This is a genomic window from Streptomyces sp. NPDC053076, assembly GCF_044546845.1.
Lineage (GTDB): Bacteria > Actinomycetota > Actinomycetes > Streptomycetales > Streptomycetaceae > Streptomyces.
The window spans coordinates 198,071-220,375 of the sequence record NZ_JBITZL010000005.1 but is presented as its reverse complement, the minus strand read 5'-3'; the positions used below and the strand labels follow the sequence as shown (position 1 = coordinate 220,375).

At 71.2% G+C, this 22,305-nt stretch carries 20 protein-coding genes; 19 read left to right on the top strand and 1 reads right to left on the bottom strand.

Annotated features, from left to right (window positions below):
* Nucleotides 1–108: 108 nt before the first annotated feature.
* The 13 genes from ACIGYR_RS22295 to nusB all read left to right on the top strand — a co-directional run bounded on the left by ACIGYR_RS22295 (nucleotide 109) and on the right by nusB (nucleotide 13,059).
* A complete protein-coding gene (locus ACIGYR_RS22295; protein ID WP_391844934.1) occupies nucleotides 109–546 on the top strand; it encodes a DUF948 domain-containing protein in 438 nt (145 codons plus the stop codon).
* Between the two features lie 16 nt (nucleotides 547–562).
* Entirely contained in the window at nucleotides 563–925 is a 363-nt protein-coding gene (locus tag ACIGYR_RS22290) for a hypothetical protein (RefSeq protein ID WP_391844694.1), read from the top strand.
* Entirely contained in the window at nucleotides 925–3,597 is a 2,673-nt protein-coding gene (gene alaS, locus ACIGYR_RS22285) for an alanine--tRNA ligase (protein ID WP_399600778.1), read from the top strand. Before ACIGYR_RS22290 ends, alaS begins: the two co-directional genes overlap by 1 nt.
* Before the next feature lie 17 nt (nucleotides 3,598–3,614).
* Nucleotides 3,615–4,079: a Holliday junction resolvase RuvX gene (gene ruvX, locus ACIGYR_RS22280; RefSeq protein ID WP_399600775.1), complete on the top strand. Its 465-nt coding sequence runs from the start codon at nucleotides 3,615–3,617 to the stop codon at nucleotides 4,077–4,079.
* A gap of 122 nt (nucleotides 4,080–4,201) precedes the next feature.
* Nucleotides 4,202–5,872, top strand: coding sequence for an endolytic transglycosylase MltG (mltG, locus tag ACIGYR_RS22275; RefSeq protein WP_399600772.1), 1,671 nt, complete (start codon nucleotides 4,202–4,204; stop codon nucleotides 5,870–5,872).
* On the top strand, nucleotides 5,853–6,692 hold the full coding sequence (locus ACIGYR_RS22270) for a shikimate dehydrogenase (protein ID WP_399600770.1): 840 nt from the start codon (nucleotides 5,853–5,855) through the stop codon (nucleotides 6,690–6,692). The genes mltG and ACIGYR_RS22270 overlap by 20 nt, the downstream gene beginning before the upstream one ends.
* 163 nt (nucleotides 6,693–6,855) lie before the next feature.
* Complete coding sequence (aroC, locus tag ACIGYR_RS22265; protein WP_391844702.1) at nucleotides 6,856–8,040, top strand: chorismate synthase; 1,185 nt, start codon at nucleotides 6,856–6,858, stop codon at nucleotides 8,038–8,040.
* A gap of 32 nt (nucleotides 8,041–8,072) precedes the next feature.
* Nucleotides 8,073–8,555, top strand: coding sequence for a shikimate kinase (locus tag ACIGYR_RS22260; RefSeq protein ID WP_399601344.1), 483 nt, complete (start codon nucleotides 8,073–8,075; stop codon nucleotides 8,553–8,555).
* Nucleotides 8,552–9,643: a 3-dehydroquinate synthase gene (aroB, locus tag ACIGYR_RS22255; protein WP_399600767.1), complete on the top strand. Its 1,092-nt coding sequence runs from the start codon at nucleotides 8,552–8,554 to the stop codon at nucleotides 9,641–9,643. The genes ACIGYR_RS22260 and aroB overlap by 4 nt, the downstream gene beginning before the upstream one ends.
* Nucleotides 9,644–9,809: 166 nt before the next feature.
* On the top strand, nucleotides 9,810–10,754 hold the full coding sequence (locus ACIGYR_RS22250) for a Pro-rich N-terminal domain-containing protein (protein WP_399600764.1): 945 nt from the start codon (nucleotides 9,810–9,812) through the stop codon (nucleotides 10,752–10,754).
* Nucleotides 10,755–10,908: 154 nt separating this feature from the next.
* Nucleotides 10,909–12,015 carry an aminopeptidase P family protein gene (locus ACIGYR_RS22245; RefSeq protein ID WP_399600762.1) on the top strand — a complete coding sequence of 369 codons (1,107 nt, stop codon included), beginning with the start codon at nucleotides 10,909–10,911 and terminating at the stop codon, nucleotides 12,013–12,015.
* A 46-nt stretch (nucleotides 12,016–12,061) separates the two neighbouring features.
* Complete coding sequence (gene efp, locus ACIGYR_RS22240) at nucleotides 12,062–12,628, top strand: elongation factor P (RefSeq protein WP_037742222.1); 567 nt, start codon at nucleotides 12,062–12,064, stop codon at nucleotides 12,626–12,628.
* A 2-nt stretch (nucleotides 12,629–12,630) separates the two neighbouring features.
* Nucleotides 12,631–13,059 (top strand): transcription antitermination factor NusB, encoded by a 429-nt coding sequence (nusB, locus tag ACIGYR_RS22235; RefSeq protein WP_399600757.1) that lies wholly within the window; start codon nucleotides 12,631–12,633, stop codon nucleotides 13,057–13,059.
* Between the two features lie 426 nt (nucleotides 13,060–13,485).
* Here the strand turns inward: nusB and bldD are convergent, their stop codons facing one another.
* On the bottom strand, nucleotides 13,486–13,989 hold the full coding sequence (bldD, locus tag ACIGYR_RS22230; protein WP_014671524.1) for a transcriptional regulator BldD: 504 nt from the start codon (nucleotides 13,987–13,989) through the stop codon (nucleotides 13,486–13,488).
* A gap of 262 nt (nucleotides 13,990–14,251) precedes the next feature.
* On the opposite strand from bldD, the gene pyrR reads away from it, so the two are divergent.
* From pyrR to carB, 6 genes are all read left to right on the top strand, one after another.
* Nucleotides 14,252–14,827, top strand: a complete 576-nt coding sequence (gene pyrR, locus ACIGYR_RS22225; protein WP_391844710.1) for a bifunctional pyr operon transcriptional regulator/uracil phosphoribosyltransferase PyrR — start codon at nucleotides 14,252–14,254, stop codon at nucleotides 14,825–14,827.
* An 89-nt stretch (nucleotides 14,828–14,916) separates the two neighbouring features.
* Nucleotides 14,917–15,894 carry an aspartate carbamoyltransferase catalytic subunit gene (locus ACIGYR_RS22220; RefSeq protein WP_391844712.1) on the top strand — a complete coding sequence of 326 codons (978 nt, stop codon included), beginning with the start codon at nucleotides 14,917–14,919 and terminating at the stop codon, nucleotides 15,892–15,894.
* 5 nt (nucleotides 15,895–15,899) lie between these two features.
* Nucleotides 15,900–17,186: a dihydroorotase gene (locus ACIGYR_RS22215; protein ID WP_399600748.1), complete on the top strand. Its 1,287-nt coding sequence runs from the start codon at nucleotides 15,900–15,902 to the stop codon at nucleotides 17,184–17,186.
* Nucleotides 17,183–17,743: a hypothetical protein gene (locus ACIGYR_RS22210; RefSeq protein ID WP_399600746.1), complete on the top strand. Its 561-nt coding sequence runs from the start codon at nucleotides 17,183–17,185 to the stop codon at nucleotides 17,741–17,743. The genes ACIGYR_RS22215 and ACIGYR_RS22210 overlap by 4 nt, the downstream gene beginning before the upstream one ends.
* Nucleotides 17,740–18,897 carry a glutamine-hydrolyzing carbamoyl-phosphate synthase small subunit gene (carA, locus tag ACIGYR_RS22205; RefSeq protein ID WP_399600743.1) on the top strand — a complete coding sequence of 386 codons (1,158 nt, stop codon included), beginning with the start codon at nucleotides 17,740–17,742 and terminating at the stop codon, nucleotides 18,895–18,897. Before ACIGYR_RS22210 ends, carA begins: the two co-directional genes overlap by 4 nt.
* Complete coding sequence (gene carB / locus ACIGYR_RS22200; RefSeq protein ID WP_399600741.1) at nucleotides 18,890–22,198, top strand: carbamoyl-phosphate synthase large subunit; 3,309 nt, start codon at nucleotides 18,890–18,892, stop codon at nucleotides 22,196–22,198. The genes carA and carB overlap by 8 nt, the downstream gene beginning before the upstream one ends.
* The last annotated feature ends 107 nt before the right edge of the window (nucleotides 22,199–22,305 follow it).

Below are 22,305 nucleotides of genomic sequence, written 5' to 3'. Positions count from 1 at the left end.
TCCGCCCGCCCCTCCGGTAATCCGGTACGGAGCCTCGGCCCCGGCGCGATAGGCTCGGGACACTGCTTTTTCATGGTTCCGATGTTCAGAGCACGTTTCAGGGAGCGGGTGCGCACAGTGTCCGGTGGAGAGGTGGCCGGGATTCTGGTGGCCGTCTTCTGGGCGATCCTGGTCTCCTTCCTCGCGGTCGCACTGGCGAGGCTGGCCCAGACGCTCAAGGCGACCACCAAACTCGTCGCGGACGTGACGGACCAGGCGGTCCCCCTGCTCGCCGACGCCTCCCAGGCGGTGCGCTCCGCGCAGACCCAGATCGACCGGGTCGACGCGATCGCCTCCGACGTCCAGGAGGTCACCTCGAACGCCTCCGCGCTGTCGACCACCGTCGCCTCCACCTTCGGCGGCCCGCTGGTCAAGGTCGCGGCCTTCGGCTACGGCGTCCGCCGGGCGCTCGGCGCACGCAAGGAGGAGGACGTGCCCGGGAAGTCGGCCCGGCGTACCGTGATCGTGGGCCGGACGGTCCCCGCCGCACGACGCAAGCGGAAGTAAGGACTGAGACCGAGCGATGTTCCGCCGAACGTTCTGGTTCACCTCCGGTGTCGCCGCCGGCGTGTGGGCCACCACCAAGGTCAACCGCAAGCTCAAGCAGCTGACTCCGGAGAGCCTGGCCGCCACCGCGGCGAACAAGGCCCTGGAGGCCGGCCAGCGCCTGAAGGACCGCGCGGTCGGCTTCGCGCTCGACGTCCGCGACAACATGGCCCAGCGGGAGGCCGAGCTGGGGGAGGCCCTCGGCATGCACGAGGACCCCGAACTCCCGGCGCCCCGGCGGTACGCCGCCATCGAGAACAACCCCAGTGACCAGAAGTACATCGAGGCCCCGATGTCTTCGCACACGAAGCACTCGTACAACCGGAATGAGGACCACTGATGGAGTCGGCCGAGATTCGCCGCCGCTGGCTGAGCTTCTTCGAGGAGCGCGGGCACACCGTCGTCCCTTCGGCGTCGCTCATCGCGGACGACCCGACTCTGCTCCTCGTCCCCGCCGGCATGGTGCCCTTCAAGCCCTACTTCCTGGGTGAGGTCAAGCCGCCCTTCCCGCGCGCCACCAGCGTGCAGAAGTGCGTGCGCACGCCCGACATCGAAGAGGTCGGCAAGACCACGCGCCACGGCACGTTCTTCCAGATGTGCGGCAACTTCTCCTTCGGCGACTACTTCAAGGAAGGCGCCATCAAGCTCGCCTGGGAGCTGCTCACCAGCCCCCAGGACAAGGGCGGTTACGGTCTCGACCCCGAGCGCCTGTGGATCACCGTCTACAAGGACGACGACGAGGCCGAGCGCATCTGGCACGAGGTCGTCGGCGTGCCCCGGGAGCGCATCCAGCGCCTGGGCATGAAGGACAACTACTGGTCGATGGGCGTCCCCGGCCCGTGCGGCCCGTGCTCCGAGATCAACTACGACCGCGGCCCCGAGTTCGGCGTCGAGGGCGGCCCCGCCGTCAACGACGAGCGGTACGTGGAGATCTGGAACCTCGTCTTCATGCAGTACGAGCGGGGCGAGGGCATCGGCAAGGACAACTTCGAGATCCTCGGCGAACTCCCCAGCAAGAACATCGACACGGGCCTCGGCCTGGAGCGCCTCGCCATGATTCTGCAGGGCGTGCAGAACATGTACGAGATCGACACCTCCATGACCGTCATCGACAAGGCCACCGAGCTGACCGGCGTGCGCTACGGCGACGCCCACGAGTCGGACGTGTCGCTGCGCGTGGTCACCGACCACATGCGTACGTCCGTGATGCTCATCGGCGACGGTGTCACCCCCGGCAACGAGGGCCGCGGCTATGTCCTGCGGCGCATCATGCGCCGCGCCATCCGCAACATGCGCCTGCTCGGTGCGACCGGTCCGGTCGTCAAGGACCTGATCGACACCGTGATCGGCATGATGGGCCGGCAGTACCCCGAGCTGATCACCGACCGCGAGCGGATCGAGAAGGTGGCGATCGCCGAGGAGAACGCCTTCCTCAAGACGCTGAAGGCCGGCACCAACATCCTCGACACCGCCGTCACCGAGACCAAGCAGGCCGGTGGCACGGTCCTCTCCGGCGACCGGGCCTTCCTGCTCCACGACACCTGGGGCTTCCCGATCGACCTCACCCTGGAGATGGCCGCCGAGCAGGGCCTCTCCGTGGACGAGGACGGCTTCCGCCGTCTGATGAAGGAGCAGCGGGAGCGCGCCAAGGCCGACGCCCAGGCCAAGAAGACCGGCCACGCCGACATGGGCGCCTACCGCGAGATCGCGGACGCCGCCGGTGCCACCGACTTCATCGGCTACACCGACACCGAGGGCGAGTCCACGATCGTCGGCATCCTGGTCGACGGAGTGTCCTCACCCGCCGCCACCGAGGGCGACGAGGTCGAGGTCGTCCTGGACCGCACCCCGTTCTACGCCGAGGGCGGTGGCCAGATCGGCGACACCGGCCGGATCAGGGTCGACTCCGGTGCCGTCATCGAGATCCGCGACTGCCAGAAGCCGGTCCCGGGCGTGTACGTCCACAAGGGCGTCGTCCAGGTCGGCGAGGTGACCGTCGGTGCCAGGGCCCACGCCTCGATCGACGCCCGCCGCCGCCACGCCATCGCCCGCGCCCACTCGGCCACCCACCTGACCCACCAGGCCCTGCGCGACGCCCTCGGCCCGACGGCCGCCCAGGCCGGTTCCGAGAACCAGCCGGGCCGCTTCCGCTTCGACTTCGGCTCCCCCTCCGCCGTGCCGACGGCCGTGATGACCGACGTCGAGCAGAAGATCAACGAGGTGCTCGCCCGCGACCTCGACGTGCAGGCCGAGGTCATGGGCATCGACGAGGCCAAGAAGCAGGGCGCCATCGCCGAGTTCGGCGAGAAGTACGGCGAGCGCGTCCGCGTGGTCACCATCGGCGACTTCTCCAAGGAACTGTGCGGTGGCACGCACGTGCACAACACCGCCCAGCTGGGCCTGGTGAAGCTGCTCGGCGAGTCCTCCATCGGCTCGGGTGTCCGCCGTATCGAGGCCCTCGTCGGCGTCGACGCCTACAACTTCCTCGCCCGTGAGCACACGGTCGTCGCCCAGCTCCAGGAGCTGATCAAGGGGCGTCCGGAGGAGCTGCCGGAGAAGGTCTCCGCCATGCTCGGCAAGCTGAAGGACGCCGAGAAGGAGATCGAGAAGTTCCGCGCCGAGAAGGTGCTCCAGGCCGCCGCGGGTCTCGTCGAGTCCGCCAAGGACGTCAAGGGCGTCGCGCTGGTCACCGGCCAGGTGCCGGACGGCACCACCCCGGACGACCTGCGCAGGCTCGTGCTCGACGTGCGCGGTCGCATCCAGGGCGGCCGGGCCGCCGTGGTCGCCCTCTTCACGGTCAACAACGGCAAGCCGCTGACGGTCATCGCCACCAACGACGCCGCCCGCGACCGGGGCCTGAAGGCCGGTGAGCTGGTCCGCGCCGCGGCCAAGACCCTCGGCGGCGGCGGTGGCGGCAAGCCGGACGTCGCCCAGGGCGGCGGCCAGAACCCGGCCGCCGTCGGTGAGGCCGTCGAGGCCGTCGAGCGGCTCGTCGCCGAGACCGCCAAGTAAGGGAACGGTCGAGGACCATGCGCAGAGGACGCCGGCTCGCGATCGACGTCGGGGACGCCCGGATCGGGGTCGCCTCGTGCGACCCCGACGGGATCCTCGCCACCCCGGTGGAGACCGTCCCCGGCCGGGACGTCCCCGCCGCCCACCGCCGGTTGCGTCAACTGGTGGAGGAGTACGAACCGATCGAGGTCGTCGTCGGACTCCCTCGCTCCCTCAAGGGGGGCGAGGGCCCGGCCGCGGTCAAGGTCCGCGCCTTCGCCCAGGAGCTGGCCAAGGGCATCGAGCCGGTGCCGGTGCGCCTGGTGGACGAGCGGATGACGACCGTGACGGCCAGTCAGGGGCTGCGTGCCTCGGGCGTGCGGTCCAAGAAGGGCCGCGCGGTCATCGACCAGGCGGCGGCCGTCGTCATTCTGCAGCAGGCCCTGGAATCCGAACGGGTGTCAGGCGGAGCACCCGGCGAGGGCGTCGAAGTGGTCATCTGATCGCGATACGGTAACGTTCCGCGCGATGCGCCGGTGTTCGAACAGCCGGGGCACAGCAAGAGGCGGAACGGAAACAGGCCCACCGGCCGCGGGACCGTCGGCCTCGCGGCTCTAGGGGATCGATGACTGAGTATGGCCGGGGCCAAGGCTCCGAACCGTGGCATCCGGAGGACCCGTTGTACGGGGACGGCGGATGGGGAGGACAGCAGACCCACGCGGGTCAGCAGTCCCCCTACGACGGCCGGCCTCAGCACTATCCGCAGACGCCGCAGTACGGCGACTGGAGTCAGGAGCAGCAGCCCGGGTACGACGGGCAGCACCAGCACTTCGACGAGTCCGGTCAGCCGCGACAGGATCAGCAGTTCGCCGGTCACACCCAGCAGCAGTTCCACCAGGGCGGCTGGGACGCCACCGGCACCCACGGCCAGGTCCCCTACGCCGCCGACCCCGGCGACCCGTACGGCCAGCAGCCGGTGGCCTACGGCGGGGAGCAGCCCGACTTCTACGGCACCGAGGACGCCTACCCGCCGCCGGAGCCGCCCGGCCGCAGGCGCCCCGAGCCCGATCCGGAGCCGGAGCCGGAGCCGGAGCCGGAGCCGACGGGCGAGGAGGAGCACGCCTTCTTCGCGGGAGGCGGCGGGGACGACCAGGAGCACGAGCTCCAGAGCCGACGCGAGCGACGCGGCAAGGGCCGCAAGCCCGTCAAGAGCAAGAAGCGGCGCACCGGCTGCGCCTGCATGGTCGTCGTCCTGGTGTTCGGTGGCGGCCTCGGCGGTGTCGGGTATTTCGGCTACAAGTTCTACCAAAATCGTTTCGGCACGGCTCCGGACTACGCGGGCGAGGGCATCAACGAGACGGTGACCGTCGAGATCCCGAAGGGCGCGGGCGGCTGGGAGATCGGCCGCCGCCTGAAGGAGGCCGGGGTCGTCAAGAGCGCCGACGCTTTCGTCCATGCCCAGAGCCAGACGCCGGGCGGCGACGGGATCCAGGCCGGCGCGTACCTCCTGAAGAAGGAGATGTCCGCCGGCAGCGCCGTCAAGCTGATGATGGACCCGCGCAGCCAGAACAACGTGGTGGTCACCCCGGGCGAGCGCAATTCGGGCGTCTACGCGGCCATCGACAAGAAGCTGGAACTGTCCGCCGGTACCACCAAGAAGGTCGCCCGGAAGCAGTACAAGAGCCTCGGCCTGCCGGCCTGGGCGGAGAACAACAGCGACATCATGGACCCGCTGGAGGGCTTCCTCTGGCCGGCCACGTATCCGGCCGCGAAGGGCATGAAGCCCGAGGCCGTCCTGAAGCAGATGGTCACCCAGGCCAAGCAGAAGTACGCCGCCTACGGCCTCGACGACAAGGCCAGGGCGCTCGGCCTCGACAACGCGTTCGAGCTCGTCACGGTCGCGAGCCTGGTCCAGGCCGAGGGCAAGACGCACGACGACTTCCGCAAGATGGCCGAGGTGGTCTTCAACCGCCTCAAACCCACCAACACCGAGACCAACCGGCTGCTTCAGTTCGACTCGACCTACAACTACCTCAAGGGCACGAGCAACATCCACATCTCCGAGAAGGAGATCAACAGCAACCCGAGCCCGTACAACACCTACACCCACAAGGGGCTTCCGCCCGGCCCGATCGGCAACCCCGGCGAGGACGCGCTGAAGGCGACGCTGAATCCGACCGACGACGGCTGGATCTACTTCGTGGCGACCGACGGCACGAACAACACCGAGTTCGCCAAGACCTACGCCGAATTCCAAGAGCTCAAGGACAAGTTCAATGCCAACTCGGGCAACTGACGGCCGCCGTGCCGCCGTGCTCGGTTCGCCGATCGCCCACTCCCTCTCCCCGGTGCTGCACCGGGCCGCGTACGACGCCACCGGACTCACCGGCTGGTCGTACGACAGCTTCGACGTCGACGAGGCCGCCCTGCCCGGCTTCCTGGACGAGCTCGGGCCGCAGTGGGCGGGGCTGTCGCTGACCATGCCGCTGAAGCGGGCCGTCATCCCACTGGTGGACGAGATCAGCGACACCGCGGCCTCGGTCGACGCCGTCAACACGCTCGTCTTCACCGAGGACGGACGGCGCCGCGGCGACAACACCGACATCCCGGGCATGGTCGCGGCCCTGCGCGAGCACGGCATCGAGCAGGTCGACTCCGCAGCCATCCTGGGTGCCGGTGCCACCGCGTCCTCCGCGCTCGCCGCGCTCTCCCGGATCTGCGCCGGGGAGGTCGTCGCCTACGTCCGCAGCGAGGCCCGCGCCGCCGAGATGCGGCAGTGGGGCGAGCGGCTCGACGTGGAGGTCCGTACGGCGGACTGGTCCGACGCCGCCGAGGCGCTGCGGGCCCCGCTGGTGATCGCCACCACGCCCGCCGGTGCGACCGACGCCCTCGCCACGGCCGTGCCCGAGTGCCCCGCCACCCTCTTCGACGTCCTGTACGACCCCTGGCCCACCGAGCTGGCGGCCCGCTGGTCCATGTTCGGCGGCGCCGTGGTCAGCGGTCTCGACCTGCTGGTCCACCAGGCGGTGCTCCAGTTCGAGCAGATGACCGGGTACGTGCCGGGCCCGGTGGACGCCATGCGCCACGCCGGGGAGAAGGCGCTCGCGGCCCGTTGACGCCCCGCACCCGTCCGCCTGCTGGACCGGCGACCGGGTCCCGCCGCCGGACGTGGGAGGATCAGAGGTGGCGTACCGGGGTCGCGCACCCGGTGGCGCCGTCGCCGTACGCGAGGACGTGCGTACGCAGGGCAGTACCGGGCGCGAGCACTGAGGAGCACCGTTGAGCAGGCTGCGTTGGCTGACCGCGGGGGAGTCCCACGGTCCCGCACTCGTCGCGACGCTGGAGGGTCTTCCCGCCGGCGTGCCGATCACCACGGAGATGGTGGCGGATCACCTGGCGCGGCGGCGGCTCGGCTATGGCCGCGGTGCGCGGATGAAGTTCGAGCGCGACGAGGTCACCTTCCTGGGCGGTGTCCGGCACGGGCTGACCATGGGCTCACCCGTGGCGATCATGGTGGGCAACACCGAGTGGCCCAAGTGGGAGCAGGTCATGGCGGCCGACCCGGTCGACCCGGAGGTGCTCGCGGGCCTCGCCCGCAGCGCGCCGCTGACCCGGCCCCGGCCCGGCCACGCCGACCTCGCCGGCATGCAGAAGTACGGCTTCGACGAGGCCCGCCCGATCCTGGAGCGCGCCTCCGCCCGCGAGACCGCCGCCCGCGTGGCGCTGGGCGCGGTGGCCCGGTCGTACCTGAAGGAGACGGCCGGCATCGAGATCGTCTCCCACGTCGTGGAGCTGGCCTCGGCCAAGGCGCCCTACGGCGTCCACCCCACCCCCGCCGACGTCGAGAAGCTCGACGCCGACCCGGTGCGCTGCCTCGACTCCGACGCCTCGAAGGCGATGGTCGCCGAGATCGACCAGGCCCACAAGGATGGCGACACGCTCGGTGGTGTGGTGGAGGTGCTGGCCTACGGCGTCCCGGTCGGCCTGGGCTCCCATGTGCACTGGGACCGGCGCCTGGACGCGCGCCTGGCCGCCGCCCTCATGGGCATCCAGGCGATCAAGGGCGTCGAGGTCGGTGACGGCTTCGATCTGGCCCGGGTGCCCGGTTCCCAGGCCCACGACGAGATCCTCACCACCCCCGACGGCATCAAGCGCGCCACCGGCCGCTCCGGCGGTACCGAGGGCGGTCTGAGCACGGGCGAGCTGCTGCGGGTGCGGGCGGCGATGAAGCCGATCGCGACGGTGCCCCGGGCGCTGCGGACGGTGGACGTCGCCACCGGCGAGCCCGCGCAGGCCCACCACCAGCGCTCCGACGTGTGCGCGGTGCCGGCCGCCGGCATCGTGGCCGAGGCCATGGTCGCGCTGGTGCTGGCCGACGCGGTCGCGGAGAAGTTCGGCGGTGACTCCGTCCCGGAGACCCGCCGCAACGTGCGGTCGTACCTCGACGGCCTGGAGATCAGGTGAGCGTCGGGCCGGCGGTCGTCCTGATCGGCCCGATGGGAGTGGGCAAGTCCACCGTCGGGCGGCTGCTCGCCGAGCACCTCGGTGTGGGTTACCGGGACACCGACGAGGACATCGTCGCCGCCGAGGGCCGCACCATCGCCGAGATCTTCGTGGACGAGGGCGAGCCCGCCTTCCGCGCGAGGGAGAAGGCGGCCGTGCGGGACGCGCTCGCCGCGCACGAGGGTGTCGTCGCGCTGGGCGGTGGAGCGGTCATGGACCCGGACACCCGGGCCCTGCTGGCCGGGCAGCGGGTGGTCTACCTCTCGATGGACGTCGAGGAGGCCGTCAGGCGCACCGGTCTGAACGTGGCCCGTCCGCTGCTGGCGGTCAACCCGCGCAAGCAGTGGCGGGAGCTGATGGAGGCGCGCCGGCACCTGTACGAGGAGGTCGCCTCCGTCATGGTGGCGACGGACGGCCGCAGCCCCGACGAGGTCACGCACGTCGTGCTGGACGCACTGGAGTTGAAGCAAGGATGAGCGAGTCAGTCACCCGGATCCAGGTCGGCGGCACGGCCGGCACGGACGCGTACGAGGTGCTGGTGGGCCGGCAGCTGCTGGGCGAGCTGGCCGGGCTGATCGGGCCGCGGGCCAAGCGGGTCGCGGTGATCCACCCGGAGTCGCTGGCCGAGACCGGTGAGGCGCTGCGGACCGACCTGGCCGAGCAGGGGTACGAGGCCGTCGCGATCCAGGTGCCGAACGCGGAGGAGGCCAAGACCGTCGAGGTCGCCGCCTACTGCTGGAAGGCGCTGGGCCAGTGCGGGTTCACCCGCACCGACGTCATCGTCGGCGTCGGCGGCGGCTCGACCACGGACCTGGCCGGGTTCGCCGCCGCGACCTGGCTGCGCGGAGTGCGCTGGGTCGCCGTCCCGACCACGGTGCTGGCGATGGTGGACGCGGCGGTCGGCGGCAAGACCGGCATCAACACCGCGGAGGGCAAGAACCTGGTCGGCGCCTTCCACCCGCCGGCCGGTGTCCTGTGCGACCTGGCCGCGCTGGACTCCCTGCCGGTGAACGACTACGTGTCCGGTCTGGCCGAGGTCATCAAGGCGGGGTTCATCGCCGACCCGGTGATCCTGGACCTGATCGAGGCCGACCCCGAGGCCGCCCGGACGCCGCAGGGCCCGCACACGGCCGAGCTGATCGAGCGGTCGATCCGGGTCAAGGCCGAGGTCGTCTCCTCGGACCTGAGGGAATCCGGTCTGCGGGAGATCCTCAACTACGGCCACACGCTCGGGCACGCCATCGAGAAGAACGAGCGGTACAAGTGGCGGCACGGAGCCGCGGTCTCGGTCGGCATGCACTTCGCCGCCGAACTGGGCAGGCTGGCGGGCCGCCTGGACGACGCGACGGCCGACCGGCACCGCAGCATCCTCGAAGCCGTCGGCCTGCCGCTGCACTACCGCTACGACCAGTGGCCCAAGCTGCTGGAGACGATGAAGGTCGACAAGAAGTCCCGTGGCGACCTGCTGCGCTTCATCGTCCTGGACGGCCTGGCCAAGCCGACCGTGCTGGAGGGCCCGGACCCGGCGGTCCTGCTCGCCGCGTACGGCGAGGTCGGACAGTAAGTCCCCGACTGTTCCGTCCGTCCGATTTCCTTCCCGGACCGGGCACTTCGGGCCGCCCCCGGCCGTTTCACCAAACGACGGCCGGGGACGGTACCGTTCGGTAGGCAGCGGGGGTGTGCCCCCGCTGCCAGCACCACAGTGCCTGTACGAGACGGAGTGGCAACGGATGCAGCACGCAGTGGGGTCTCCGCTGCCGCCGCCCCACCAGCCGGGGCAGGGGCCGCACGCCGGCTGGGCGTCGGCCGCACACCACGCGGGTCCGCACCCGGGAGCCTCCCAGGGGTCCGCCCCCGTGCCCCCGCCGCCGGGCTTCCCGGCCCCGTCGGGCCCCGTGCCGCCGCCCCAGCACCAGCCTCCCGCCCCTTCCGGCCCGGTGCCGCCGCCCCAGCACCAGCCTCCCGGCCCCTCCGGCCCGGTGCCGCCCCCGGCGCTCCCGCAGCATGTCTCCGGCCCGCCGGCCCCTGATACCACCGGACACGTGCCGCTGCCACCCGGCGGTCCGGTCGGCGTCCCCGCGGTGCCGCCCGCCACCGCCGCGGTCCCCGACCCGGCGGCCACCACTCTCGCCGTCCTGCTCATCGGCCCGGCCGGCGCTGGCAAGACCAGCGTCGCCAAGTACTGGGCGGACCGCCGCCGCGTCCCCACGGCCCACATCAGCCTGGACGACGTCCGCGAATGGGTCCGCTCGGGCTTCGCCGACCCCCAGTCCGGCTGGAACGACAACTCGGAGGCCCAGTACCGCCTGGCCCGCCGCACCTGCGGATTCGCCGCCCGCAACTTCCTGGCCAACGGCATCTCCTGCATCCTGGACGACGCCGTCTTCCCGGACCGCCCGGTGGTGGGGCTCGGCGGCTGGAAGCGTCACGTGGGCCCCGGCCTGCTCCCGGTGGTCCTGCTCCCGGGCCTGGACATCGTCCTGGAGCGCAACGCCGAACGCACCGGCAACCGCCGCCTCAGTGACGAGGAGGTGGCCCGCATCCACGGACGCATGGCCGGCTGGTACGGCTCGGGCCTTCCGATCATCGACAACTCCCAGCTGGACGTCCCGGCCACGGCCCATGTCCTGGACGAGGTCCTGGCCAGAGCCATCGCGAGCCCGCCGAGCTGGTAGGCGGACGGACAGGAGCGTCCCAGCCACGGGCGGGGGGACCCGGGCGACCGGCCACCCGGGCCCCGCACCCGGCCGCCACCCGCACCACCTCATGCGAACCCCACTCGGCCCCTCTCAATCAGCACAAACCGCACAAAACTCCTACGCTCATCTCATGTCAGAGGTGTACGCGAACCGCCGATCCCGGCTGAGGGACCACGTCAACGCGGCCGGCACCGCGGCAGCGCTCGTCACCCGTCCGGCCAACGTCCGCTACCTCGCCGCCGCAGCCCCGCAGGACTCCGTCCTGCTGCTCGGCCGGCGCGAGGACCTCCTGGTGTGCTCCGGCCCGCCGGAGGACCGTCCCAACGAAGGCAGGCCCGACGAGCACGTGCGCCTGCATGTCCTGCCGCCGAACGGCGGTGACGCCGCTGTCGCGGCGGCCGGCCTCGCCGCGGCCCAGGGCGCCGACTCCCTGGCGGTCGAGGAACACCACCTCACCGTGGCCCGGCACAGAGCCCTCGCCTCCGTCGTCCCGAAACTCCGCCTCACCGACCTCGGCGGCGCCGTCGAGCAGCTCAGGGTGGTCAAGGACGAGGAGGAGATCTCCTGCCTCCGCATCGGCGCGGAGATCGCCGACCAGGCTCTCGGCGAGCTGCTGGAATCCATCCTGGTCGGCCGCACCGAACGGCACCTCGCGCTGGAGCTGGAGCGGCGTCTGGTCGACCACGGCGCCGACGGCCCGGCGTTCCCCACCTCCGTGGCCACCGGGCCGCACGCCGGCCGCCGAGGCCACCGGCCCACCGACCGGCGCGTGGAAGAGGGAAACTTCCTGTCCGTCTGCCTCGGCGCCACCTACCGCGGCTACCGCTGCGAGATCGGCCGTACGTTCGTCATCGGCACCTCGCCCGCCGACTGGCAGATCGAGCTCTACGACCTCGTCTTCGCTGCCCAGCGAGCCGGACGCGAGTTCCTCGCACCCGGTGCCGCCTACCGTGACGTGGACCGCGCGGCACGGCAGGTGCTGGACGCCGCGGGCTATGCGGAGGCGCTGCCACCGTTGATCGGACACGGCGTCGGACTCGAAATCGACGAGGACCCGCAGTTGGCGCCCGCGGCAATGGGTAAACTGGACGCTTGCGTGCCGGTCACCGTCGAACCGGGGGTCCACCTCCCGGGCCGGGGCGGTGTCCGGATCGATGACACGCTCGTCGTCCGCCCCGAGGCGGACGGCGGACCCGAGCTACTCACCATCACGACCAAGGAGCTGCTCGCGCTGTAGCGCGTGACCCCGGGGTCGTACGTCAAGTCCAGGAGATTCCGCAACCGTGGCTTCCACGAACGACCTCAAGAACGGCCTGGTACTCAAGCTCGAAGGCGGCCAGCTCTGGTCCGTCGTCGAGTTCCAGCACGTCAAGCCCGGCAAGGGCCCGGCTTTCGTGCGCACCAAGCTCAAGAACGTGCTCTCCGGCAAGGTCGTCGACAAGACCTTCAACGCCGGTGTCAAGGTCGAGACGGCCACTGTCGACAAGCGCGACATGCAGTTCTCGTACATGGACGGCGAGTACTTCGTCTTCATGGACATGGAGACGTACGACCAGCTGATGGTCGACCGCAAGGCCGTCGGCGACGCCGCCAACTTCCTCATCGAGGGCTTCACGGCGACCGTGGCGCAGCACGAGGGCGAGGTGCTCTTCGTCGAGCTGCCGGCCGCCGTCGAGCTGGTCGTCCAGGAGACCGAGCCGGGCGTGCAGGGCGACCGCTCCACCGGTGGCACCAAGCCCGCCACCCTGGAGACCGGCCACCAGATCCAGGTCCCGCTCTTCATCACCACCGGTGAGAAGATCAAGGTCGACACCCGCACCAGCGACTACCTCGGCCGGGTGAACAGCTAACCGTGGCTGCCCGCAACACGGCCCGCAAGCGCGCCTTCCAGATCCTCTTCGAGGGCGACCAGCGCGACGCCGACGTCCTGACGGTCCTCGCGGACTGGGTCCGGCTGTCCCGGTCCGACACCCGGCAGCCGCCGGTCAGCGAGTACACGATGCAGCTGGTCGAGGGCTACGCGGAGCACGCGAGGCGGATCGACGAGCTGATCGCCCAGTACGCGGTGGGGTGGACGCTGGACCGCATGCCGGTCGTCGACCGCAACATCCTGCGGCTGGGCGCGTACGAGCTGATCTGGGTCGACGAGACCCCCGACGCCGTCGTCCTGGACGAGATGGTGCAGCTGGCGAAGGAGTTCTCGACGGATGAGTCGCCCTCGTTCGTCAACGGCCTGCTGGGCCGGCTGAAGGAGCTCAAGCCGACGCTGCGGCGCGCGTAGCGCCCAGGCCGCCAGAGGGGCGCAGAGGGACCGCTGTACGGCGGCTGCGGGTCGTTCCGTGGCTCGTCGCGCAGTTCCTCGCGCCCCTCAGGCATGCCCGCCCTCGCGGTACCGAGGGCGCGCCCTCACTGTCGCAAAACACCGCCGGGGGGGGGGGGGGGGGCCCCGGCGGGGGGGCCCCCCCCCCCCCCGGGGGGGGGGGGGGGGGGGGGGGGGGGGGGGGCGGGGGGGGGGGGGGCCCCCCCCGCCCGCGGCCCCCCGCCCCCCCCCCGCCCCCCCGCCCCCCCCCCCCCCCCGCCCCCCCCCCCCCGCCCCCCCCCCCCCGCCCGCCCGCCCCCCCCCCCCCCCCCCCCCGCGGGGCCCCCCCCCCCCCCCCCCCCCCCCCCCCCCCCCCGGCGGCACGTTTCTGCTGGGCCCTGGGAGGGGTTACGCCTCTTCGTGCGTGGCCACCGCGCGGCGCGCGTCCGCGTCCAGCACGCCCCAGCTGATCAGCTGCTCGGTGAGGACCGAGGGGGACTGGTCGTAGATGACGGCAAGGGTGCGCAGATCGTCCTGGCGGATGGAGAGCACCTTGCCGTTGTAGTCACCGCGCTGGGACTGGATCGTCGCCGCGTAGCGCTGCAGGGGGCCCGCCTTCTCGGCCGGCACGGTGGCCAGCCGCTCCAGGTCCAGGACCAGCTTCGGCGGCGGCTCGGCGGCACCGCCGGGCGTGGTGCCCGGCAGGAGCTCCTGCACGGGGACACCATAGAAATCGGCCAGCTCGGCAAGACGCTGTACGGTCACGGCACGGTCGCCACGCTCGTACGAACCGACCACCACGGCCTTCCAGCGCCCCTGGGACTTCTCCTCGACACCGTGGAGGGAAAGGCCCTGCTGGGTGCGGATGGCCCGGAGCTTGGCCCCGAGCTGTTTGGCGTATTCGCTGGACATATGGCTCCCCGGACACTGTGTCGACGCGGCCGGCTGTCTTCCCGCCGCGCGGCTGGTAACTCACTGTGAGGTTACGCAGCGTGACTCTCATGCGTCAAGCCGAATGGTCCACACCGACTCTTCCGTGGTAGCGACGACTGATTAGGCCAAGCGGGTGACAGGGGGGTGACGGGGGGCGTGCGGTGACCTGCTACCGTGGATGGCGCAAATCCGACGTCCTTTAAGGTCCGTCCCGTGAGGCGGAGAAGGAGGTCCGTTTCGTATGGACAAGCACGACAGGCATCCGCAGACGTCCGATGCGCGGCCCGTTCTCGAAGGCCCCGACATCGCGCGGGTACTGACCCGCATCGCCCACGAGATCGTCGAGCGCGCCAAGGGCGCCGACGACGTGGTGCTCCTCGGCATTCCGACCCGGGGTGTCTTCCTCGCCCAGCGGCTCGCCGCCAAGCTGGCGCAGGTCACCGACCGCAAGATCCCGGTCGGCTCGCTCGACATCACCATGTACCGCGACGACCTGCGCATGCACCCCCCGCGTGCGCTGGCCCGCACCGACATCCCCGGTGACGGCATCGACGGCCGGCTGGTCGTCCTCGTCGACGACGTGCTCTTCTCCGGGCGCACCATCCGCGCCGCCCTCGACGCCCTGAACGACATCGGGCGCCCGCGCGCGGTGCAGCTCGCGGTCCTGGTCGACCGCGGCCACCGCGAACTGCCCATCCGTGCCGACTACGTCGGCAAGAACCTCCCCACGTCGTTGCGGGAGACGGTCAAGGTCCAGCTCGCCGAGGAGGACGGTCGCGACACCGTGCTGCTCGGTGCGAAGCCGGCCGACCACTAGCAAGCCGCGCGCCCGGCCGCTTCGGCGCGCCGACAGATGCCCGGTTTGCCCTAATTCTCCCGAATGAACTGCCTTACGGAGCCTGACAGATGCAGCGTCATCTCATCTCGGCCGCCGATCTCACCCGTGACGACGCCGTCCTGATCCTCGACACCGCCGAGGAGATGGCCCGGGTCGCCGACCGGCCGATCAAGAAGCTGCCGACCCTGCGCGGCCGGACGATCGTCAACCTCTTCTTCGAGGACTCCACGCGCACGCGTATCTCCTTCGAGGCCGCCGAGAAGCGGCTGTCCGCGGACGTGATCAACTTCTCCGCCAAGGGCTCGTCGGTGTCCAAGGGCGAGTCCCTGAAGGACACCGCGCAGACCCTGGAGGCCATGGGCGTCGACGCCGTGGTCATCCGGCACGGCGCCTCCGGAGCCCCCTACCGGCTCGCCAACTCCGGCTGGATCGACGCGGCCGTCATCAACGCCGGCGACGGCACCCACCAGCACCCCACCCAGGCCCTGCTGGACGCCTTCACCGTGCGCCGCCGGCTGATCGGCCGCGACGCCGGGCTCGGCCAGGACCTGTCCGGCAAGCGGATCACCGTCGTCGGCGACGTCCTGCACAGCCGGGTCGCCCGCTCCAACGTCGACCTGCTGCACACCCTCGGCGCCGAGGTCACCCTGGTCGCCCCGCCCACCCTCGTCCCCGTCGGCGTCGAGAGGTGGCCCTGCGAGGTGTCGTACGACCTCGACAGCACGCTGCCCAAGTGCGACGCCGTGATGATGCTCCGCGTCCAGCGTGAGCGCATGAACGCGGCCTTCTTCCCCACCGAGCGCGAGTACTCCCGCCGCTACGGCCTCGACGGCGACCGCATGGCCAAGCTGCCCGAGCACGCCATCGTGATGCACCCCGGCCCCATGGTCCGCGGTATGGAGATCACCGCCGAGGTCGCCGACTCCGACCGCTGCACCGCCGTCGAGCAGGTCGCCAACGGCGTCTCCATCCGGATGGCCGTCCTGTACCTGCTGCTCGGCGGCAACGAGCCCGCCGTCACCCACGCCCGTACCGAGGAGAAGTAAGAACCATGAGCAAGATCCTGATCCGTGGTGCGAAGGTGCTCGGCGGCGAGCCGCAGGACGTCCTGATCGACGGGGAGACCATCGCCGAAGTGGGCGACGGGCTGTCCGCCGAGGGCGCCGAGGTCGTCGAGGCCGGCGGCAAGGTGCTGCTGCCGGGCCTGGTCGACCTCCACACCCACCTGCGCGAGCCGGGCCGTGAGGACTCCGAGACCGTCCTCACCGGTACCCGCGCGGCGGCGAGCGGTGGCTACACGACCGTCTTCGCCATGGCCAACACCTTCCCCGTCGCCGACACCGCCGGCGTGGTCGAGCAGGTCTACCGCCTCGGCCGGGAGCACGGCTACTGCGATGTGCAGCCCATCGGCGCCGTCACGGTCGGACTGGAGGGCCGCAAGCTCGCCGAGCTGGGCGCGATGCACGAGTCCGCCGCCGGCGTCACCGTCTTCTCCGACGACGGCAAGTGCGTCGACGACGCCGTGATCATGCGCCGCGCGCTGGAGTACGTGAAGGCGTTCGGCGGCGTCGTCGCCCAGCACGCGCAGGAGCCCCGGCTCACCGAGGGCGCCCAGATGAACGAGGGCACCGTCTCCGCCGAACTGGGTCTGGGCGGCTGGCCGTCCGTCGCGGAGGAGTCGATCATCGCGCGGGACGTGCTGCTGGCCGAGCACGTCGGCTCCCGCGTCCACATCTGCCACCTGTCGACGGCCGGCTCCGTGGAGATCGTCCGCTGGGCCAAGTCCCGGGGCATCCAGGTCACTGCCGAGGTCACCCCGCACCACCTGCTGCTCACCGACGAACTGGTGCGCACCTACAACCCCGTCTACAAGGTCAATCCGCCGCTGCGCACCGAGCGCGACGTCATGGCCCTGCGCGAGGCGCTCGCCGACGGCACGATCGACATCGTCGCCACCGACCACGCCCCGCACCCGCACGAGGACAAGGACTGCGAGTGGGCCGCCGCCGCCATGGGCATGGTGGGCCTGGAGACCGCGCTGTCAGTGGTCCAGGAGACCATGGTCCACACGGGTCTGCTGGACTGGGCCGGCGTCGCCGACCGCATGTCCGTCAAGCCCGCGCAGATCGGACAGGCCACCGGGCACGGCCGTCCCGTCTCGGCTGGTGAGCCCGCCAACCTCACCCTCGTCGACACGGAATACCGTGGTCAGGTGGACCCCGCGGGCTTCGCCTCGCGCAGCCGCAACACCCCCTACCAGGGGCGCGAGCTGCCGGGCCGTGTGACGCACACGTGGCTGCGGGGCAAGGCCACGCTCGTCGACGGGAAGCTCACGTGACATCTGTAATCCTGCTGGCCGAGGCGAAGAGGTCGGCCGAGGTCACCGACTGGGGGGCCCGCATCGGCTGGCTCGTCGGACTGGCCCTCTTCATCGCGCTCGTCTACTGGCTGATGCGCGAGGGCTGGAAGTGGCGCGGCACGCTGCAGAGCGACCTGCCCGCGCCGTCCACCGCGCCGGAGCAGACCGGCCCGGCGAAACTGAAGCTGAGCGGCCGCTACCACGGCTCCACCACCGCCGGGCAGTGGCTGGACCGCATCGTGGCCCACGGCCTGGGCACCCGCAGCCGGGCCGAGCTCACCCTGACCGACGCGGGCCTGGAGGTCGAGCGCCCCGGAGCGAGCGACTTCTTCGTCCCCGCGGCCGCGCTGCGCGGGGCCCGGCTGGACAAGGGCATCGCCGGCAAGGTCCTCACCGAGGGCGGACTGCTGGTGGTGACCTGGGCGCTCGGCGACAAGCTGATCGACTCCGGCTTCCGCTCCGACCACGCGGCCGAGCACACCGAGTGGGTCGCCACCCTGACCCAGATGACCAACGACACGGAAGGCGCACGATGACGACCTCCACCAGGGGAAGCTCCTCTCAGAGGAACAAGGTGCTTCCCGCCGTACTCGTCCTGGAGGACGGCCGCACCTTCCGCGGCCGCGCCTACGGGGCCGTGGGGGAGACCTTCGGCGAGGCCGTGTTCTCCACCGGCATGACCGGCTACCAGGAAACCCTCACCGACCCGTCGTACGACCGCCAGATCGTCGTCGCGACCGCCCCCCAGATCGGCAACACCGGCTGGAACGACGAGGACGACGAGTCGGGCCGCATCTGGGTCTCCGGCTACGTCGTGCGCGACCCCGCGCGCGTGCCGTCGAACTGGCGGGCCAAGCGCTCCCTGGACGACGAGCTGGAGCGGCAGGACGTGGTCGGCATCTCCGGCATCGACACCCGAGCCCTCACCCGCCACCTGCGCGAGCGCGGCTCGATGCGCGCCGGCATCTTCTCCGGCGAGGCGATCGCCGCCGAGTCCGAGCTCCTCGCGCGGGTGCAGGCCCAGCCGCACATGAAGGGCGCGAGCCTCTACGAGGAGGTCGCGACCAAGGAGGCGTACGTCGTCCCGGCGATCGGTGAGAAGCGCTTCACGGTCGCCGCCATCGACCTCGGCATCAAGGGCATGACCCCGCACCGCATGGCCGAGCGCGGCATCGAGGTGCACGTGCTGCCCGCCACCGCCACCGCCGACGAGGTCTACGCCGTCAACCCGGACGGCGTGTTCTTCTCCAACGGCCCCGGCGACCCGGCGACCGCCGACGGCCCGGTCGCGCTCATGACCGCCGTCCTGGAGCGCAGGACGCCGCTGTTCGGCATCTGCTTCGGCAACCAGATCCTCGGCCGCGCCCTCGGCTTCGGCACCTACAAGCTGAAGTACGGCCACCGGGGCATCAACCAGCCCGTCCAGGACCGTACGACCGGCAAGGTCGAGGTCACGGCGCACAACCACGGCTTCGCCGTCGACGCGCCGCTCGACAAGGTCAGCGAGACCGCGTTCGGCCGCGCCGAGGTCTCGCACGTCTGCCTGAACGACGACGTCGTGGAGGGGCTGCAGCTGCTCGACCAGCCGGCCTTCTCCGTCCAGTACCACCCTGAAGCGGCAGCGGGCCCGCACGACGCCGCCTACCTGTTCGACCGCTTCGTTTCCCTGATGGAGGGCCAGCGTGCCTAAGCGCACCGATATCCAGTCCGTCCTGGTCATCGGCTCCGGCCCGATCGTCATCGGCCAGGCCGCCGAGTTCGACTACTCCGGCACCCAGGCGTGCCGCGTACTCAAGGCCGAGGGCCTGCGTGTCGTCCTGGTCAACTCCAACCCAGCGACGATCATGACCGACCCGGAGATCGCCGACGCCACCTACGTCGAGCCGATCACCCCCGAGTTCGTCGAGAAGATCATCGCCAAGGAGCGCCCCGACGCCCTGCTGCCCACCCTGGGCGGCCAGACGGCCCTGAACACCGCCATCTCGCTGCACGACAACGGGGTCCTGGAGAAGTACGGCGTCGAGCTGATCGGCGCCAAGCCCGAGGCGATCCACAAGGGCGAGGACCGCGACCTGTTCAAGGGCGTCGTGGAGGAGGTCCGCCGCAAGATCGGGCACGGCGAGTCCGCCCGCTCGGTGATCTGCCACTCCATGGACGACGTCATCCAGGGCGTCGAGACCCTCGGCGGCTACCCGGTCGTCGTCCGTCCGTCCTTCACCATGGGCGGCGCCGGCTCCGGCTTCGCGCACGACGAGGAGGAGCTGCGCCGCATCGCCGGCCAGGGCCTCACGCTCTCCCCGACCACCGAGGTGCTCCTGGAGGAGTCCATCCTCGGCTGGAAGGAGTACGAGCTGGAGCTGATGCGCGACAAGCACGACAACGTCGTGGTCGTCTGCTCCATCGAGAACTTCGACCCGATGGGCGTGCACACCGGTGACTCGATCACCGTCGCGCCCGCGATGACGCTGACCGACCGCGAGTACCAGATCCTGCGCGACGTCGGCATCGCCGTCATCCGCGAGGTCGGCGTCGACACCGGCGGCTGCAACATCCAGTTCGCGGTGAACCCCGAGGACGGTCGTGTGATCGTCATCGAGATGAACCCGCGCGTCTCCCGTTCCTCGGCGCTCGCTTCCAAGGCGACCGGCTTCCCGATCGCCAAGATCGCCGCCAAGCTGGCCGTCGGCTACACGCTGGACGAGATCCCGAACGACATCACGCAGGAGACCCCGGCCTCCTTCGAGCCCACGCTCGACTACGTGGTCGTCAAGGCCCCGCGGTTCGCCTTCGAGAAGTTCCCGCAGGCCGACTCCACGCTGACCACCACCATGAAGTCGGTCGGCGAGGCCATGGCCATCGGCCGGAACTTCCCCGAGGCGTTCCAGAAGGCGCTGCGCTCGCTGGAGAAGAAGGGCAGCCAGTTCGCCTTCACCGGCGAGACGGGCGACAAGGAAGCGCTGCTGCGTGAGGCCGTCCGGCCCACCGACGGCCGGATCAACACGGTCATGCAGGCCATCCGCGCGGGTGCCACGCCCGAGGAGGTCTTCGAGTACACGAAGATCGACCCGTGGTTCGTGGACCAGCTCTTCCTGATCAAGGAGATCGCGGACGAGCTGGCCGAGGCCCCCGAGCTGACCGCCGACCTGCTCGCCGAGGCCAAGCGGCACGGCTTCTCCGACCAGCAGATCGCCGAGATCCGCGGCCTGCGCGAGGACGTCGTCCGCGAGGTCCGGCACGCCCTCGGCATCCGGCCGGTCTACAAGACGGTCGACACCTGTGCCGCCGAGTTCGCCGCGAAGACGCCGTACTTCTACTCCGCGTACGACGAGGAGTCCGAGGTCGCCACCCGCGAGAAGCCGGCCGTCATCATCCTGGGCTCCGGCCCGAACCGCATCGGCCAGGGCATCGAGTTCGACTACTCCTGCGTCCACGCCTCCTTCGCGCTGTCCGACGCCGGGTACGAGACCGTGATGGTCAACTGCAACCCGGAGACCGTCTCCACCGACTACGACACCTCCGACCGGCTGTACTTCGAGCCGCTCACGCTGGAGGACGTGCTGGAGATCGTCCACGCGGAGCAGCAGGCCGGTCCGGTCGCGGGCGTGATCGTACAGCTGGGCGGCCAGACCCCGCTCGGCCTGGCGCAGGCCCTGAAGGACAACGGCGTGCCGATCGTCGGCACCTCCCCCGAGGCCATCCACGCGGCCGAGGACCGGGGCGCCTTCGGCCGGGTCCTCGCCGAAGCGGGCCTGCCGGCCCCGAAGCACGGCACGGCCACCACCTTCGCCGAGGCCAAGGCCATCGCCGACGAGATCGGCTACCCGGTCCTGGTCCGGCCCTCGTACGTCCTCGGCGGGCGCGGCATGGAGATCGTCTACGACGAGACCCGCCTCGCCGCCTACATCGCCGAGTCGACCGAGATCAGCCCCTCCCGGCCGGTCCTCGTCGACCGCTTCCTGGACGACGCCATCGAGATCGACGTCGACGCCCTCTACGACGGCGAGGAGCTGTACCTCGGCGGCGTCATGGAGCACATCGAGGAGGCCGGCATCCACTCCGGCGACTCGGCGTGCGCCCTGCCCCCGATCACCCTCGGCGGCTTCGACATCAAGCGCCTGCGCGCCTCCACCGAGGCGATCGCCAAGGGCGTCGGCGTGCGCGGTCTGATCAACATCCAGTTCGCGATGGCGGGTGACATCCTCTACGTCCTGGAGGCGAACCCGCGCGCCTCCCGTACGGTCCCCTTCACCTCGAAGGCGACCGCGGTGCCGCTCGCCAAGGCCGCCGCCCGGATCTCGCTGGGCGCGACCGTCGCCGAGCTGCGCGCCGAGGGCCTGCTCCCGGCCAACGGCGACGGCGGCGAGCTGCCCCTGGACGCGCCGATCTCCGTCAAGGAGGCCGTCATGCCGTGGTCGCGCTTCCGCGACATCCACGGCCGCGGTGTCGACACGGTCCTCGGCCCGGAGATGCGCTCCACCGGCGAGGTCATGGGCATCGACTCCGTCTTCGGCACGGCGTACGCCAAGTCGCAGGCGGGCGCGTACGGCCCGCTGCCCACCAAGGGCCGCGCCTTCATCTCGGTCGCCAACCGGGACAAGCGCTCGATGATCTTCCCGGCGCGCGAGCTGGTCGCCCACGGCTTCGAGCTGCTCGCCACCTCCGGCACCGCCGAGGTCCTCAAGCGCAACGGCATCAACGCCACGGTCGTGCGCAAGCAGTCCGAGGGCACCGGCCCGAACGGCGAGCGGACCATCGTCCAGCTCATCCACGACGGCGAGGTCGACCTCATCGTCAACACCCCGTACGGCACCGGCGGCCGGCTCGACGGCTACGACATCCGTACGGCCGCGGTGGCCCGCTCCGTGCCGTGCCTGACGACCGTGCAGGCGCTCGCGGCGGCGGTCCAGGGCATCGACGCCCTCAACCACGGTGACGTGGGCGTCCGCTCGCTCCAGGAACACGCGGAGCACCTGACCGCGGCCCGCGACTAGCGCTCCGCGAAGGGGCCGTGCCCACGCCGCGGGACCGCCCGCGGCGGGTCGCGCCCACGCGGAGGAGCCGCACGTCAATGCCCCGCGCCCCTTCGGGGGCGCGGGCC

Coding starts and splice junctions, on each gene's coding strand:
- ACIGYR_RS22290 (WP_391844694.1), top strand. CDS start 563: ATGTTCCGCCGAACGTTCTGGTTCACCTCCGGTGTCGCCGCCGGCGTG.
- alaS (WP_399600778.1), top strand. CDS start 925: ATGGAGTCGGCCGAGATTCGCCGCCGCTGGCTGAGCTTCTTCGAGGAG.
- ruvX (WP_399600775.1), top strand. CDS start 3,615: ATGCGCAGAGGACGCCGGCTCGCGATCGACGTCGGGGACGCCCGGATC.
- mltG (WP_399600772.1), top strand. CDS start 4,202: ATGACTGAGTATGGCCGGGGCCAAGGCTCCGAACCGTGGCATCCGGAG.
- ACIGYR_RS22270 (WP_399600770.1), top strand. CDS start 5,853: ATGCCAACTCGGGCAACTGACGGCCGCCGTGCCGCCGTGCTCGGTTCG.
- ACIGYR_RS22260 (WP_399601344.1), top strand. CDS start 8,073: ATGGGAGTGGGCAAGTCCACCGTCGGGCGGCTGCTCGCCGAGCACCTC.
- aroB (WP_399600767.1), top strand. CDS start 8,552: ATGAGCGAGTCAGTCACCCGGATCCAGGTCGGCGGCACGGCCGGCACG.
- ACIGYR_RS22250 (WP_399600764.1), top strand. CDS start 9,810: ATGCAGCACGCAGTGGGGTCTCCGCTGCCGCCGCCCCACCAGCCGGGG.
- ACIGYR_RS22245 (WP_399600762.1), top strand. CDS start 10,909: ATGTCAGAGGTGTACGCGAACCGCCGATCCCGGCTGAGGGACCACGTC.
- bldD (WP_014671524.1), bottom strand. CDS start 13,989: ATGTCCAGCGAATACGCCAAACAGCTCGGGGCCAAGCTCCGGGCCATC.
- pyrR (WP_391844710.1), top strand. CDS start 14,252: ATGGACAAGCACGACAGGCATCCGCAGACGTCCGATGCGCGGCCCGTT.
- ACIGYR_RS22220 (WP_391844712.1), top strand. CDS start 14,917: ATGCAGCGTCATCTCATCTCGGCCGCCGATCTCACCCGTGACGACGCC.
- ACIGYR_RS22215 (WP_399600748.1), top strand. CDS start 15,900: ATGAGCAAGATCCTGATCCGTGGTGCGAAGGTGCTCGGCGGCGAGCCG.
- carA (WP_399600743.1), top strand. CDS start 17,740: ATGACGACCTCCACCAGGGGAAGCTCCTCTCAGAGGAACAAGGTGCTT.